13 protein-coding genes are annotated in these 14,933 nt (G+C 38.5%); 3 read left to right on the forward strand and 10 right to left on the reverse strand.

The genetic code is table 11. From position 1 onward, the window contains the following. The first annotated feature begins 577 nt into the window (after window positions 1-577). Together MKX65_RS16100 and MKX65_RS16105 are read left to right on the forward strand one after the other, a co-directional pair. A complete protein-coding gene (locus tag MKX65_RS16100; RefSeq protein ID WP_160546521.1) occupies window positions 578-763 on the forward strand; it encodes a hypothetical protein in 186 nt (61 codons plus the stop codon). A gap of 156 nt (window positions 764-919) precedes the next feature. After that, complete coding sequence (locus MKX65_RS16105; RefSeq protein WP_340904547.1) at window positions 920-2,077, forward strand: glycosyltransferase; 1,158 nt, start codon at window positions 920-922, stop codon at window positions 2,075-2,077. A gap of 37 nt (window positions 2,078-2,114) precedes the next feature. Here the strand turns inward: MKX65_RS16105 and rnz are convergent, their stop codons facing one another. From rnz to MKX65_RS16125, 4 genes are all read right to left on the reverse strand, one after another. Next, window positions 2,115-3,041, reverse strand: coding sequence for a ribonuclease Z (rnz, locus tag MKX65_RS16110; RefSeq protein WP_340904549.1), 927 nt, complete (start codon window positions 3,039-3,041; stop codon window positions 2,115-2,117). Between the two features lie 296 nt (window positions 3,042-3,337). Then, window positions 3,338-4,138: an ABC transporter permease gene (locus tag MKX65_RS16115; protein ID WP_340904550.1), complete on the reverse strand. Its 801-nt coding sequence runs from the start codon at window positions 4,136-4,138 to the stop codon at window positions 3,338-3,340. A gap of 16 nt (window positions 4,139-4,154) precedes the next feature. Beyond that, window positions 4,155-4,952, reverse strand: a complete 798-nt coding sequence (locus tag MKX65_RS16120; RefSeq protein ID WP_340904551.1) for an ABC transporter permease subunit — start codon at window positions 4,950-4,952, stop codon at window positions 4,155-4,157. A 3-nt stretch (window positions 4,953-4,955) separates the two neighbouring features. After that, window positions 4,956-5,840: an ABC transporter ATP-binding protein gene (locus tag MKX65_RS16125; RefSeq protein WP_340904554.1), complete on the reverse strand. Its 885-nt coding sequence runs from the start codon at window positions 5,838-5,840 to the stop codon at window positions 4,956-4,958. Window positions 5,841-6,173: 333 nt separating this feature from the next. Between MKX65_RS16125 and zwf the strand changes: the two genes are divergently transcribed. Next, on the forward strand, window positions 6,174-7,643 hold the full coding sequence (gene zwf / locus MKX65_RS16130) for a glucose-6-phosphate dehydrogenase (protein ID WP_340906280.1): 1,470 nt from the start codon (window positions 6,174-6,176) through the stop codon (window positions 7,641-7,643). A gap of 582 nt (window positions 7,644-8,225) precedes the next feature. Here zwf and gndA read toward each other — a convergent pair. From gndA to mce, 6 genes are all read right to left on the reverse strand, one after another. After that, the gene (gene gndA / locus MKX65_RS16135) at window positions 8,226-9,632 is read right to left on the reverse strand and encodes an NADP-dependent phosphogluconate dehydrogenase (RefSeq protein WP_160546525.1); all 1,407 of its coding nucleotides are present in this window, start codon (window positions 9,630-9,632) and stop codon (window positions 8,226-8,228) included. 141 nt (window positions 9,633-9,773) lie between these two features. Further along, window positions 9,774-11,048 (reverse strand): DNA polymerase IV, encoded by a 1,275-nt coding sequence (locus MKX65_RS16140; protein ID WP_160546600.1) that lies wholly within the window; start codon window positions 11,046-11,048, stop codon window positions 9,774-9,776. A 79-nt stretch (window positions 11,049-11,127) separates the two neighbouring features. Next, on the reverse strand, window positions 11,128-11,601 hold the full coding sequence (locus MKX65_RS16145; RefSeq protein WP_340904557.1) for a chemotaxis protein CheW: 474 nt from the start codon (window positions 11,599-11,601) through the stop codon (window positions 11,128-11,130). 124 nt (window positions 11,602-11,725) lie between these two features. Next, a complete protein-coding gene (locus MKX65_RS16150; protein WP_160546527.1) occupies window positions 11,726-12,844 on the reverse strand; it encodes a M20/M25/M40 family metallo-hydrolase in 1,119 nt (372 codons plus the stop codon). Between the two features lie 75 nt (window positions 12,845-12,919). Further along, a complete protein-coding gene (locus MKX65_RS16155; RefSeq protein ID WP_160546528.1) occupies window positions 12,920-14,470 on the reverse strand; it encodes a carboxyl transferase domain-containing protein in 1,551 nt (516 codons plus the stop codon). Then, window positions 14,454-14,891, reverse strand: a complete 438-nt coding sequence (gene mce / locus MKX65_RS16160; protein WP_340904560.1) for a methylmalonyl-CoA epimerase — start codon at window positions 14,889-14,891, stop codon at window positions 14,454-14,456. Before mce ends, MKX65_RS16155 begins: the two co-directional genes overlap by 17 nt. Between the last annotated feature and the right edge of the window lie 42 nt (window positions 14,892-14,933).

Raw genomic sequence — 14,933 nt, forward strand, 5'->3', positions numbered from 1 at the left:
AAAAAAGGAAAAAACTGCTGTTACTATGATACGCTTATTCAAATTACTTTTTAAACACCTTCGGATAAATAATAGTATTCAATAAAAAGGGCATTAATCCTTCTAGAATCAATGCACCCCGTTACTTAACACGGCTATCAGAGAATAATCTCTTTTTTTAGAATTTATCCCCTCTGCATTATACAAGACCAGCTTGAAAGGTAACTTTTTATAAACATTTTAAAAAGATCAATAATAATAAACCAAAAGAATATCGAAAACTCCTAAAATCAGGAATTTGAGGTTACTGGTAATTTGAGGTTTTGAAAAGGAGATTTAGAATGAATCGAGTTTTAGGTCTGGATGTTTAAAAGGTAAGAAGAACAAAAGTAACAGTGAAATCGTTGGAGGTTTACAGACAAAGGCGGCTTCTTTGAGAGACTAACTTGAACCATAATACAGAACCAAAATTAGCATATGAATTACTCAAACCCTATAGCTTGAATTTTTTCGTTGTATTACCAACACTGTGTATAGAAAGCTAGTAAGAGAGAAAACTAATTTTAAGTATTTAATTTTTTTAAGGGTGGGAGCATATTTGGGGGTAAACGTACTGTGGATTACATTAGCGTTTTGTGTTGGTTTAATTATCCTAAATGTGCTTAATACTGTTCTAGTGGAACGGATGAGTAGTGATTTGGCTTTTGCTATTACTGGGGTGGTACTTCTTGTTAGTGGTATGGCCTATCTTGTAACTTGCGGAATTATGCTAGAAGCGTTATAGGGGGCAATTGCTCTTAGTAGGAGTTCTGTATTTGCGGAACTCCTTTTTTATTATAACTTAGGGGATTCCATTAGAGAGTATTTGATTGGTTCTTTCCTATAGAACAAGTATAATCAAAACTGTAATATAACTACTTACAAATAAAAGGGTGTTTTGATGTCCTTATTTCTAATGGTGTCTTCCTTATTAGCTATCAGCATTGTAGTTTGGCTTCTGATCTTTATTGATGCAAAGATGGGACTACAGAGAATCGATCGTCTCGAAAACGAACCAGCGTCTAAGGTCGGTCCTCTAGTGTCTATTATTGTTGCGGCACGTAATGAGGAAAAAGGAGTAAAAGAAAGCCTACAAAGTCAAATTTCGCAGAGTTATGATCGTTTGGAATGGATTTTGGTGAACGACCGATCAACCGATCACACTCCTAACATTATGAACGAGATTCAGTCTGAAAATAAAAATATAAACGTGATCCACATCACAGATCTTCCACCAGGATGGTTAGGGAAGAATCACGCGATGTATGTTGGAGCAAAGCAAGCAAGAGGAGAACTTCTCTTATTCACAGATGCAGACGTGATCTATCACAGAGATGCAATCGCAAAAGCCGTTCATTATTTTATGACACATGAACTAGATCACTTAACAGCTGCTCCTAATTTACGAGGGCAGCGATTATGGTTGAATAGCTTTATTGCCTTTTTTATGTTTGGTTTCTCCTACTTTAAACGTCCTTGGCTTGCGAATCATCCTCGTTCCAAGGTGGGAATAGGAATTGGAGCATTTAATCTAGTGAGGAAAGATGCTTATGAGAGGTTAGGAACTCACGAAATCATTAAAATGCGTCCGGATGATGATTTAATGCTTGGAAAAAAGATGAAGGAAATGGGATTCAGACATCGAATGGTAACGGCTTTGACACTTCTTGAGGTTGAATGGTACTCCACTTTAAAAGAGGCACTTATTGGCTTAGAGAAAAATACGTTTGCGGGACTGCATTACCGAATTAGCATGGTGATGTTTGCGATTTTCGGAGTATTTGTGTCACAGGTACTCCCCTTCTTTACTCTATTTTCCTTGGAACCTATCATAATGTATTTGAGCATCGGGAATATTTTTTTGCTCGCATGGATTTACGCCATGATTATTAAAAGAATGACAACCTATTCGCCATGGATGTTTCTCCTCTTTCCATTTACTTCCATGTTGTTTATTTACTCCATCATTCGGGCTAGCTTCTTAACCTTTAAAAGAGGGGGCATTATTTGGAGAGGGACGAAATATCGCTTAAAAGATTTACGTAACAACAATACGTAATTCTCTTAAAATAAATCGGGACCCTATTGTACCCGATTTATTTGTGTACAGGAATCGTAATTTCTTTAAAATCATCAGCGATTTCGGTATTCGGAAACACTTCTCTCGCTTCCTCCACATGTAATTGCGAAGCTCTTTTGTCGTATCTTGAGCTAATATGAGTAAGACACAGTTGTTTCACACCAGCGTCTCGCGCGACCTGTGCGGCTTGTGTAGTCGTTGAATGAAAGTAATCATACGCAAGCTGTTCCTCTCCCCTAGAAAACGTAGCCTCGTGGATGAGAAGGTCAGCGTTTATTGCAAGTAAACTGGCGTTGTCACATAGTCTTGTATCACCTAAAATCGTTACGATCCTTCCCTTTATGTCTTCACCACGAAACTCGGAAGAATCAATGATAGTTCCATCTTCTAAAACAACGTTTTCTCCAGCCTTAATTTTTTTGTATAGAGGACCAGGTGGGATTTTTGCTTCCTGTAGCTTTTCTACTAATAAAGAGCCTGGACGGTCCTTCTCCACCACTCGATATCCGTATGATGGAATTCCATGCTCCAATTTACGAGCTTCAACTTTGAACTGCTCATCTTCAAAAACAATCCCCTCCTCAATTTCTACGATCTTTAGAGGGTACTTTAAATACGTTCCGCTTACTTGCAAAGAAATATCTACATAATCTTTTATCCCCTTAGGTCCATATACCGTTACGAGTGACTCTCCGCCTTGGAAGGAACGACTGGACAATAAACCAGGCAAGCCATAGATATGGTCGCCATGAAGATGAGTAATAAATATCTTTTCAATGCGGCGTGGCTTAACAGACGTATGTAAAATTTGATGCTGAGTGGCCTCACCACAGTCAAACATCCAAAGGGTCCCTCTCTCATCCAACAGCTTCAGTACAAGAGAGCTTACGTTTCTATGTTTTGCGGGAACTCCTGCGCCCGTACCGAGAAATAAAATATCCAATTCAAACGCTCCTTTATGTAAAAGGCTCTTTTCTAAAACATTGTTGCTATCTACACACTTTTTCGGAAATAAACTATATGTTCAACAGCCAATCTGGATTTTATCACCTTAGAAAAGAGCTACTCTCAAAATAGACCAATAAAACTTAGCATTATACGGGGAAAAATCCGGCTTCTAGGTTTTTTCCAAACCAACAAACTTTACGAAAACAGCCATGTAAAAAACCGACGTCAATAAAGACATCGGATTACTATCATTATTACCATCACTATACCATATTTGTCACGAGATACTTACTAGATATGCAGATCTCTCTTTTCATAAGCGATAAAGGTATAGCTCGTCATGACTACAACTAATAGGGCGCTTACCGTAATATATATGGCTTCATATCCGGTTCCACTAATGATGTCCTTTGCCTCAAAATATTTGAAAGGAGTAAAGACAGAAAGAATCTCGAGATTCTCGTTAAGGTCAATCGCCATTGATAAGAAAAAGGCAATTAGTAACACAGCAGTAGAAATACTTGCAGCTCTTTTAGGATGCTTAATGCTAGCAGCAACGGATGTTCCTAAGGATAAAAACAGGAGCTGCAGGATAAACATACCACCCATTAATTTAGCAATCTCGATCACATACGACTCATCTGTCTTATTATAATAATCCACCATCAAATGTGAAATCAAAAAAGTGACAAGATTTAGCACAAAAATAGCGATCAAGGATGCCATCCATTTCGAAAAGATCACCTGTTTTCTAGAGATTGGCTTCACTAATAAGAATTCTGCTGTTTTATCTCTCTCCTCTTTAGAAATGATATTCGCTCCTAACATCACAGCATGAATCGTAGTCATAACCATTAAATATAAAAACAAAATGCCGTAATAACCGCTAACAGTCGTTAAATCCAACGAGCCTGTTCCCATAATGGCCTGCATGGCTTTTGGCATACTTGCCATGAGATCATTAATAGACTGACCGGAAGATTCTGTTGCCACGTACTTACTCATCCCCCCAGCTACCATAGCAAGAATTCCTAAACACCAAATAACGAGTGACTTTCTTAGTGCTTTTAACTCTCTAATAAATATATTCACCTTACCCCCTCCTTCCTTACACCGCATTCATATCCCTTTTAGTATAGATGTAAAAGCTAGCAATAAAAGCTGCTATAATCCACACCAAACCGACTATCACATACGACCATTCATACTGACTGTATTTAATAATATACATGTAGTCAAAATACTTGAAGGGGGTAATATATCGAACGGACGCTTCACCCACTGTAGATCCAAACATTCCTATAAAAAAGAAAGCAAAGACGACACCTAGTGATAAAGAGAGAACCGATTTCAACTTAGGTAATAGCATGGAAGCAATCACTCCAATGGCTAAAAACATAACTTGAACGAAAAAGAGCGTGAATGAAAGAAGAAAAAATGCTTGTTCATTAAAATTCTCTGTCTTTACATAGGAAGCAATAAAATAAGCACAAAGAATGAAGGATAGGCTAGTAATTGCAATAGACACAAATGCCGCAGAAAGCTTTGATACAATGATCGTTGTCCTTGAAACAGGCTTGGTAAGGAGAAAATCAACTGTCTTTTCCCGTACCTCCTTGGATAGGATAGATGCACCTATCATCATCGCCTGTATCGCACCGCATAACGAGATATACATGAAAACATACGAATAAAAACCAAGGATGCTAGTAAAATGACCAATTTCAATCCCAACCGCTTTACGCAATGCTTCCGGGAGAGTTTGTAAAAGCTCGTTCACTTGATCTGCATCTTTCGCAAACGAGGGAAAAAGTGACATAAAAAAGAGCACAAGTGCAATAAGAGAAACCGTCCAAACAAACGTCGACTTTCCATAAGCTCTTATTTCATGAAGAAAGATATTCACCTTCTACTCCTCCTTTTCGTAGTAGTGCATGAAAATCTCTTCAAGGGTTGGTTCTTCTACCCACAAATTCTGAAGTGGTATCTCTGCGATTTTTCTAATAATTGCATTCATATTCCCTTTGTAGATAAAGGACACCGTCTTTTCTTTCACCATAATATCTGTGACACCTTCTAACTGAAAAACTTCAGAAGTTATGTGATTAACAGCTTCAAGTCTAAATTTCTTATAACTATTCTCTGTTAAAGCGCTCATCGTCTCGACTTTCACGATTTCGCCTTCTTTAATAATAGCCACACGATCACAAAGTTTTTGAACCTCACTTAAAATATGGGAGGAGAAAAGAATGGTAGCTCCCTTTTTATTTTCTTCTCTTAATAATTCGAAAAATTTCTGTTGCATTAATGGATCCAAGCCACTTGTCGGCTCATCAAGAATAATGAGCTTTGGTTCGTGTAATAATCCTTGAACGATTCCAACCTTCTTTTTATTGCCAAGTGAAAGATCGTCAATCTTTTTAGAAACATCTAGATTCAACGTTTCAGCAAGCTCATGTATTCTCTTTGTACAATCCTTTTTATAAAAGCTTGCAGAATACTTAAGCAAGTCAATAACTTTCATATTTTCATAATAAAAGACCTCTGAGGGGAGGTACCCAATCTCCTTCTTAATCTCGGGGGCATATTTAATACAATCCTTCCCAAAGATCGTAGCACTCCCACTTGTTGGATAAATAAGTGCAAGCAATGTTCGAATGGTTGTCGATTTCCCAGCTCCATTTGGTCCAATGAATCCAAAAATCTCTCCTTCTTTTACAGAGAAACTGACATTAGAAATCCCTCTTGCTTTTCCATACATTTTCGTTAACTGATTGCTTTCTATCACATTCATAAAGAAAGCCTCCTTTTTAGACAGTTAAACTTTCTAACACCATCATACTACATGAAAAATAAGGCAACAATTATTTTATGAAATATTTTTATTAAAACATTTCATAAAATAAATTAATAACGCTTTCATTTGTATTAAGGATAGTTCAAGCGATTTGGTTAAAAATAAATACGTAATTTTGTGAAGAATTATTTGCTTATTTGGCTAGAAACCGATAAAATTCTGTACTTGTATAGGTCAATTTTTTTTTATAAAAATACATATATAACATGGAAATACCCTGGAAGAGAGGTTCTTAACGTGACACAAAACGAGAAACCGACTGCATTAATCATGATATTTGGAGCAACTGGTGATTTAGCAAATAGAAAACTGTATCCTTCGCTCTATAAACTGTTTGAAAAAGGAAATCTTTCAGACAAATTTGCTGTCATCGGAGTTGCAAGAAGACCATTAACGAATGAGGAATTCCAAGAGAATATCAAAAAATCGGTAAAGTCTTCAATTCAAAAAGAGGATCGAATCGATGAATTTGCTTCTCATTTTTACTATCATTCTCATGATGTAACTGATTCAAATTCATACGCAGTGCTTAACAACCTAGCAAATCAACTTGACTCAAATTATGATTTACAAGGAAATCGCATCTTCTACTTAGCGATGGCACCTGAGTTCTTTGGAACAATTGCACTACATTTAAAAGAAGATGGGTTGACCAATGTGAGCGGGTTTAAACGCTTAGTCATTGAAAAACCATTTGGACATGATCTTCAATCAGCACAAGAGTTAAATGATCAAATCAGAACTGCCTTCTCTGAAGATGAAGTGTACAGAATCGACCACTACCTAGGAAAAGAAATGGTTCAAAATATTGAAGTTATTCGATTTGCTAATGCGATTTTCGAGCCGCTTTGGAACAACCGTTATATTTCGAATATTCAAGTAACTTCTAGTGAGGTTCTTGGAGTAGAAGAACGTGGACGCTATTATGAAAAAAGTGGTGCTTTAAGAGATATGGTTCAAAATCATATGCTCCAAATGGTCGCATTACTTGCGATGGAGCCACCAATTAAGCTAACCACAGAAGAAATTCGCTCAGAAAAGGTGAGAGTCCTTCGTGCTCTTCGTCCAATTGAAGGTGAAGAAATAAAAGAATACTTCGTTCGCGGTCAATATGACAAAGGCACAGTGGAAGGTACACAGGTTTTAGGATACCGCGAAGAGCAAATGGTTAACCCAGAGTCTAACACAGAAACATATGTAGCTGGAAAATTGATGATTGATAATTTCCGCTGGGCAGGGGTTCCTATTTATATACGGACAGGAAAGAGAATGGATGCCAAATCTACAAAAATTGTTATCCAGTTTAAAGACATTCCTATGAACCTATATTATAGCCCTGAAGAAACATTGAATCCGAACCTACTTGTGATTCATATTCAACCTGAAGAAGGCATTACACTGCATCTAAATGCGAAAAAAGCGGGTCAAAACATCGCAGCCACTCCTGTTAAGTTAAACTATGCAAATCGCGGAATCGATGGGTTAAATACACCAGAGGCGTACGAGAAGCTTCTATTCGATTGCATGCGCGGTGATGCGACCAACTTTACACATTGGGATGAAGTTGCTCTATCTTGGAGCTTTGTTGATAAGATTTCTGATGTTTGGGAAAATCAAAAGGCCGAGAACTACCCTAACTACAACGCAGGTACGATGGGTCCTCGTGAGGCGGATGAGCTTCTTGAGAAAGATGGCTTCCATTGGTGGCCGATCTCTAATTTTGATGTTGATAAGTGCTAAAAAACATGCTCATTCCCATTTAGGTATGGGTTCTGTTTTCGGGTATCTTCTTAATTAAAATACACAGAAAAGACGTATGAATTGGCATACGTCTTTTCTTTATTTATTAAGCTGCTCATTCCCACATCTAGGTTCAAGAGGGTCCGCACTTATCGGTTGGGGATCAGGTTTAATCACCCGAGCTGATAAATAGACGGAGAAATTCTGCTTAATTAGTAATTCTTATTAAAAAAGGCTTAAATAAACGGAGAGATTCCGCCTATTGGCTCGAAAAAGTCAAAAAGGAGCGATTTTTCTTTGAAAAAGTGGAAAACCTCCCCTTATTTACCCCGAAACGAGGCTCCATTCAGCATCTAACCGGAAATTCTCCGCTTAATACTTTTGCTAGTTACTCGATTAAGGACTTTTATATACCAATAACGATGCCAATACGACTGTCATTTCGGCACGTATTTTAAAAAAAGCACTTCAAAACGGAACTCTTTACCATTTAGCATAGGAGCTTTTTAACGCCCCATCCCTTATCAATGGCACACAAAATAGCCTACCCTATTGGGTAGGCTATTTTTGCTTTCAGAAGGCTTAGAACCAGTTTGTATGGAATGTTCCTTCTTTATCTGTACGTTGGTACGTATGTGCACCGAAATAGTCACGTTGAGCTTGTAACAGATTCGCTGGAAGTGTTTCTGTACGGTAGCTGTCGTAGTATGAAAGCGCAGCTGAGAAACATGGTACAGGAATACCGTTTTGAACGGCAACAACCATAATGTCACGAAGAGCATGCTGGTAGCTTTCAACAATTTCCTTGAAATATGGATCAAGTAATAGGTTTTTAAGCTGTCCGTCACGATCATACGCTTCTTTGATCTTTTGAAGGAATTGAGCACGAATAATACATCCTCCACGGAAGATCATCGCAATTTCTCCGTATTGTAAATCCCAGTTGTATTCTTCTGAAGCTGAACGCATTTGTGCGAAGCCTTGTGCGTATGAACAAATCTTACTCATATAAAGAGCTTTACGAACTGACTCGATAAATGCCTTCTTATCACCAGTGAATTCCTTCGCAGTTGGTCCACCTAATACTTTACTAGCATGAACACGTTCTTCCTTCATTGCTGAAAGGAAACGAGCGAATACGGACTCCGTAATAATTGGTAGTGGTACTCCAAGATCAAGAGAGCTTTGGCTTGTCCACTTACCAGTTCCCTTTTGTCCTGCTGTATCAAGAATTACATCAACAAGTGGTTTACCTGTTTCTTCGTCTTTTTTCGTAAAAATATCAGCTGTAATTTCGATTAAGTAGCTATCAAGCTCGCCTTTGTTCCACTCAGCAAAAACTTCATGAAGTTCGTCTGCGCTCAGACCAAGTACATGCTTTAATAGGAAGTATGATTCAGAGATTAACTGCATATCTCCATATTCGATTCCATTATGAACCATTTTCACATAGTGACCTGCTCCGTCTGGACCGATATAGGTTGTACAAGGCTCACCATCAACCTTTGCAGAAATATCTTTAAAAATTGGTGCAATTAATTCATATGCTTCTTTTTGTCCACCTGGCATAATTGAAGGTCCTTTAAGAGCTCCTTCTTCTCCACCTGATACGCCTGTTCCAACAAAATGAATACCTAATTCACTAAGTTCTTTATTACGGCGTTGTGTATCAACAAAGTATGTGTTTCCACCGTCGATAACGATATCACCTTTATCAAGCAATGGTTTTAGTTGTTCAATTGTCGCATCAGTTGGCCCACCAGCTTTAACCATAAGCATGATTTTACGAGGCTTTTCTAATGATTCAACGAACTCTTCCATGCTATATGTACCAAATATGTTTTTTCCATTTGATTCTGCAAGCATTTCATCTGTTTTCTCGCTTGAACGGTTATAAACTGAGACAGTATAGCCGCGGCTTTCAATGTTCCAAGCAAGGTTTTTCCCCATTACTGCTAACCCAATAACACCAAATTGTTGTTTTGACATTTTTTTCTTCCCTTCTAGCTAAGTACTATATACATAAGAATCCACTTTACTTTAGCAAGATTAAGCAAAAAGCGCAAGTAAGGTGATTAATTAAATATTCAATCAAATATATTTTTTCCTGAATTATTTTATATATAACGCTTACTCTTCTTTCTTTTCATGTGTTATGTGTAAAAAATCTTTGTTAAAACTTGAATCTGTACCGATAGACGGGTAAGGTTTGTTTTTTCGTACCATTCCCGCTCGATTTATGATGGACGTGCCGTATTTTTCTTTTAATTTTGAAACAGCATTTAATAGTGGCTCTTTTTTTGCATCGCGTTCATATGAGAAAAGATCAAGCTGTTTTACCGCTTCATTCACAGAAATCAAGTCTGTTCCGGTGATCCCAAGAAGACGGATGGCATTTCCATTCCAATTTGAATGAAATATTTTTTTGGCAAGTTGTGCAATTTCATCTTGCTTTTCAACTGGATTGTCTAGTTTTTTACTCCTAGTAAATGTCTTACGGTCCTTATACCGTATCGTTACACTTAATCCCGTTGCCAACACTTGTTTTGCTTTTAATCTAACAGATACTTTCTCTGCCAACTGCTCTAGCACTGTGTTTAACTCTTTAACATTTGTTACATCCTTTGGAAGTGTTGTTGAATTTCCAACACTTTTAAAATCAGAAACAGAGTTTGGATCCACTTCACGGTGATCGATTCCATTCGCTCGTTCCTTTAGTCTTATTCCATTAATACCAAGCAGAGATTTTAACTGAATATCATTTCCTTTGGCTAAGTCACCAATCGTTTGTATGGCCATATGATTTAATTTTTCGGCTGTCTTTTGTCCAACTCCATGCATTTCACCCACATTTAATGGCCACAGAACGTGTTTAATATCTCTCTTTCTAAGAACGGTTATCCCCAAAGGTTTTTTCATATCTGATGCTGTTTTTGCTAAAAATTTATTAGGAGCTATTCCGATACTGCAAGGAAGATCAAATTGTTCTAGCATTCGCTCTTGAATCGTCTTTGCAATTTCAAGAGGTGATCCAAACTCATAGCCTTCAGTAATATCTACATATCCTTCATCAATTGAAACTGGCTCTACTAAATCTGAAAACTGCCTTAACAAGTCAAAGATAGCGACGGAGGCAGCCCGGTAGCGTTCAAAATTGGGTTTCATTACAATTAAATTAGGACACAGTTTTCTAGCTTCCCAAAGCGGCATCGTCGTTCTAACCCCTACTTTTCTAGCTTCGTAGCTACAGGTGATAATAATCCCGCGTCTTTCCTCGACATTGCCCGCAATCGCAAGTGGCTTGCCCTTTAAATTTTGATCGTAGGCCATTTCTACGGACGCATAGAAACTATTCATATCCACGTGTAGAATCACACGGCCATTTTTGGGGTACATTTCCTTCAGCGCCATCTACCTCCTCACCACTTCCACCACTAGTATTTTACCAAAAGAATGACGAGACGAAAAAGAGCAGCCTCACTGGCTACTCCTCTTGATGTGATTTCATATATTGTTGAATTTCCTTTATTCCTTCTAGCGATTGAACAAGCTTGGATGGATCAATGATTGTAATTAAACGCGGATCCAGGTTGGCAATGGAAGAAAAGTAACTTGTTTTATTAAATGCAACTAACCCTAACTGCTTTAACTGTTCCTTTTCAATATCAATAATCTCTTTCGCATCGTTAACGAGGACTCCTATGGATAGTTCATCTGTCTTTACGACAATCATCCTCGTTTGGTCATTGTATTGAATGGTTCGGTGATATAAAATTTCTTCAAAATCAAGAACAGGGAGTAATTCACCTCTCACTTTCACAATACCTTTCACGTACACAGGTAAATGAGGGATCGGTGTAATTCCTTCCACCTTCTCTATTGAAATTACATGTTCAATAGTGATCGCATATTCTTCCTTCCCTACTTGAAAAACGACTACTTTGGTTGTTGTAAGCATGGGTACTGGCTCCAATCTAGCACAAAGGCATCATACTTTATACCTGTATCATACTAACATTTCTGCTATTTTGTCTATCGAAAGTAACAAAAAAAGAGTGAAGAATCTCCTCACTCTTTGTCTATTAAGCAGAAACTTCCTCAATGATCGCAATCACATACTCTGCCAACTTATTGAGTTCTTCAACAGGCATTCTTTCATTCGTTGTGTGAATCTCTTCATAACCAACTGCTAGGTTAACGGTCGGAATTCCAAATCCAGCGATTACATTCGCATCACTGCCCCCGCCGCTTCTTAACAGCTCGGATGAGCGACCAATTTTGGCAGCCGCTTTTTTCGCTACTTGAACCACATGATCTCCTTCTCCAAATTTAAAGCCAGGGTACATTACTTGAATATCAACCTCTGCTCTGCCACCCATTTCTGAGGCCACTTCTTCAAACGCAGTTTTCATTTTTTGCACTTGCTCTTCCATCTTCTCATTTACCAAAGAGCGTGCTTCTGCTAAAATCTCCACGTGGTCACAAACGATATTGGTTTGTGTACCGCCTTCAAAACGACCGATATTTGCAGTTGTTTCCTCATCAATGCGGCCAAGAGGCATTCTTGAAATGGCTTTCGCTGCAATCGTAATAGCCGATACACCTTTTTCAGGTGCCACACCAGCATGTGCGGTCTTTCCAAAAATTGTTGCCTTTACTTTTGCCTGCGTAGGTGCAGCAACAATAATATTACCTACTTGACCATCACTATCTAGAGCATAGCCATATTTTGCTACAAGTAACGCTGGGTCTAATACTTTGGCACCAACTAAGCCAGACTCTTCTCCAACAGTAATGATAAATTGAATCGTTCCATGTGATATTGATTGTTCCTTTAATACACGGACGACTTCAAGCATAACGGCAAGTCCCGCTTTATCATCCGCTCCGAGAATGGTTGTACCATCTGTAACTACATACCCATCCTTAATGCTTGGTTTGATGCCTTTACCAGGGACAACTGTATCCATATGGGAGGTAAAGTAAATGGTGTCTACTTCCTCCTTTGAGCCTTTAAGAGTGCAAATTAAGTTTCCTGCCCCATGTCCAGTAGTTGCCGTTGTATCGTCTTCCACTACGTCAACGCCAAGCTCTGTAAATTTCTGTGTTAAGACCTTTGCAATATCTGCTTCGTTCTTCGTTTCTGAGTCCACTTGAACGAGCTCAAGAAATTCCTTTAACAATCTTTCTTCGTTAATCATCCTGTCCCCTCCATCAATCATACATTCACTCTTGTAGTATAACTTTTTCGTATCACAATCAGCAAATGAATGGGTTTAAAGGGGAATATTTCCGTGTTTCTTATTCGGACGAGTTTCTTTTTTATTACGTAGCATCTCTAAAGATTGAATAATTTTTATTCTTGTTTCACGTGGGTCAATGACGTCATCTACCATTCCCATACTTGCGGCCACATAGGGGTTAGCAAATTTTTCACGATACTCTTTAATTTTTTGTGCTCTTGTTGCCTCAGGATCTTCACTTTGATTAATCTCCCTTGCGAAAATAATATTCGCAGCCCCCTGCGGTCCCATCACTGCAATTTCAGCGTTGGGCCAAGCAAACACAAGATCCGCACCGATAGACTTCGAATTTAATGCCACATAGGCTCCGCCATATGCTTTTCGCAGGATAATCGTTAATTTTGGAACCGTTGCTTCTGAATAGGCGTACAATATTTTTGCTCCATGTCGGATGATCCCACCATGTTCCTGCTTTATACCTGGAAAGAAGCCCGTTACATCCTCAAATGTAATAATAGGTATGTTAAACGAGTCACAGAAACGAATAAATCTAGCGGCTTTATCTGACGAATCTATATCCAAACCACCAGCCATAAACTTTGGTTGGTTACATACTAAGCCAATAACTTCACCCTTCACACGAGCGTATCCAATGACGATATTTTTGGCGAAATCCTTTTGAACCTCCATGAATGAATCTTCATCTACTACTTGCTCGATTACCTTTCTTACGTCGTACGGACGGACCGCGTCAAATGGTACCACATCAGTTAAATCAGGACGGTAATCCCAATTATCTTCGTACTTACTAATCGGTGCTTTTTCTTCATTATTTTGTGGAAGATAGCTTAGTAACTGTCGGACCTCTGCAAGTACTTCTTCCTCCGTTGATGCACGGAAATGCGCATTTCCACTGATGGAGTTATGTACCTTTGCCCCTCCTAAATCCTCGGGACTGATTTTCTCACCTGTAACCGTTTCTATTACCTTAGGGCCGGTTATAAACATTTGACTTGTTTGATCAACCATAAACACAAAATCAGTGATGGCTGGGGAATACACCGCTCCACCTGCACAGGGTCCCATAATCACAGAGATTTGCGGAATGACTCCCGAGTATATAGCATTTCGATAAAAGATTTTTCCGTAACCATCGAGTGACACGACTCCTTCTTGAATTCTCGCTCCACCCGAATCATTCATCCCAACAAAAGGTGCACCATTTTTCGCTGCCAAATCCATGACATTTGCTATTTTATTCGCATGCATCTCCCCCAAAGCTCCACCAAAAACCGTAAAATCTTGGGAGAACAAGTAGATGGGTCGCCCATTCACCTTTCCGTAACCAGTAACGACACCGTCTCCTGGCCCCTTTTGATTTTCCAAACCAAAATCCTTGCATCTATGTTCAATAAAAGGGTTCAGCTCAATAAAGGTTCCCTTGTCAACAAGAAGCTCGATTCTCTCCCTTGCTGTCAGCTTTCCTTTTTCATGCTGCTTTTCAATTTTTTGATCTCCCCCACCTAACTCAACTTCTCTTTTCCGGTCATATAAATCATTGATTTTCTCATAGATGTCGATCATTTTTGACTCCCCCATCTCTTTGACACATTTCGAAAAGCACATGATGAGTAGATCTTGGATGCATAAAGGCCACTCTTGCATGATGTGCTCCTTCTTTTGGATTATCATGAATCATTTGTACTCCCTTGTCTTTTAACTCCTGTATCCTAGATTCAATGGAATTTACCCCTAGAGCAATGTGATGGATTCCTTCTCCGCGCTTTTCGACAAACTTATAGATAGCGCTTTCAAAATTTGTCGATTCTAATAACTCTAACATGACGTTCCCTGTATCTATAAAGGCTACTTTTACTTGTTCTGATGGGACTTCTTCAATACCGACGAGCTTTAATCCAAGAGTCTCTGTATAAAAAGGCAAGCATGCATCAATGGATTTTACTGCGATCCCAATGTGATCGACATTATTTATCACTTTTTCCATCTCCCTCAGAAGTAATATAATTATAAATATTCGCTTTTTGGA

The sequence above is a fragment of the Robertmurraya sp. FSL R5-0851 genome, from assembly GCF_038002965.1.
GTDB lineage: Bacteria > Bacillota > Bacilli > Bacillales > Cytobacillaceae > Robertmurraya_A > Robertmurraya_A beringensis.

What these genes read in the sequence shown, in the direction of transcription:
- MKX65_RS16105 (WP_340904547.1), top strand. Translation starts at nt 920, where the DNA reads ATGTCCTTATTTCTAATGGTGTCTTCCTTATTAGCTATCAGCATTGTA.
- MKX65_RS16125 (WP_340904554.1), bottom strand. Translation starts at nt 5,840, where the DNA reads ATGAATGTGATAGAAAGCAATCAGTTAACGAAAATGTATGGAAAAGCA.
- zwf (WP_340906280.1), top strand. Translation starts at nt 6,174, where the DNA reads ATGATATTTGGAGCAACTGGTGATTTAGCAAATAGAAAACTGTATCCT.
- gndA (WP_160546525.1), bottom strand. Translation starts at nt 9,632, where the DNA reads ATGTCAAAACAACAATTTGGTGTTATTGGGTTAGCAGTAATGGGGAAA.
- MKX65_RS16145 (WP_340904557.1), bottom strand. Translation starts at nt 11,601, where the DNA reads ATGCTTACAACAACCAAAGTAGTCGTTTTTCAAGTAGGGAAGGAAGAA.
- MKX65_RS16150 (WP_160546527.1), bottom strand. Translation starts at nt 12,844, where the DNA reads ATGATTAACGAAGAAAGATTGTTAAAGGAATTTCTTGAGCTCGTTCAA.
- MKX65_RS16155 (WP_160546528.1), bottom strand. Translation starts at nt 14,470, where the DNA reads ATGATCGACATCTATGAGAAAATCAATGATTTATATGACCGGAAAAGA.
- mce (WP_340904560.1), bottom strand. Translation starts at nt 14,891, where the DNA reads ATGGAAAAAGTGATAAATAATGTCGATCACATTGGGATCGCAGTAAAA.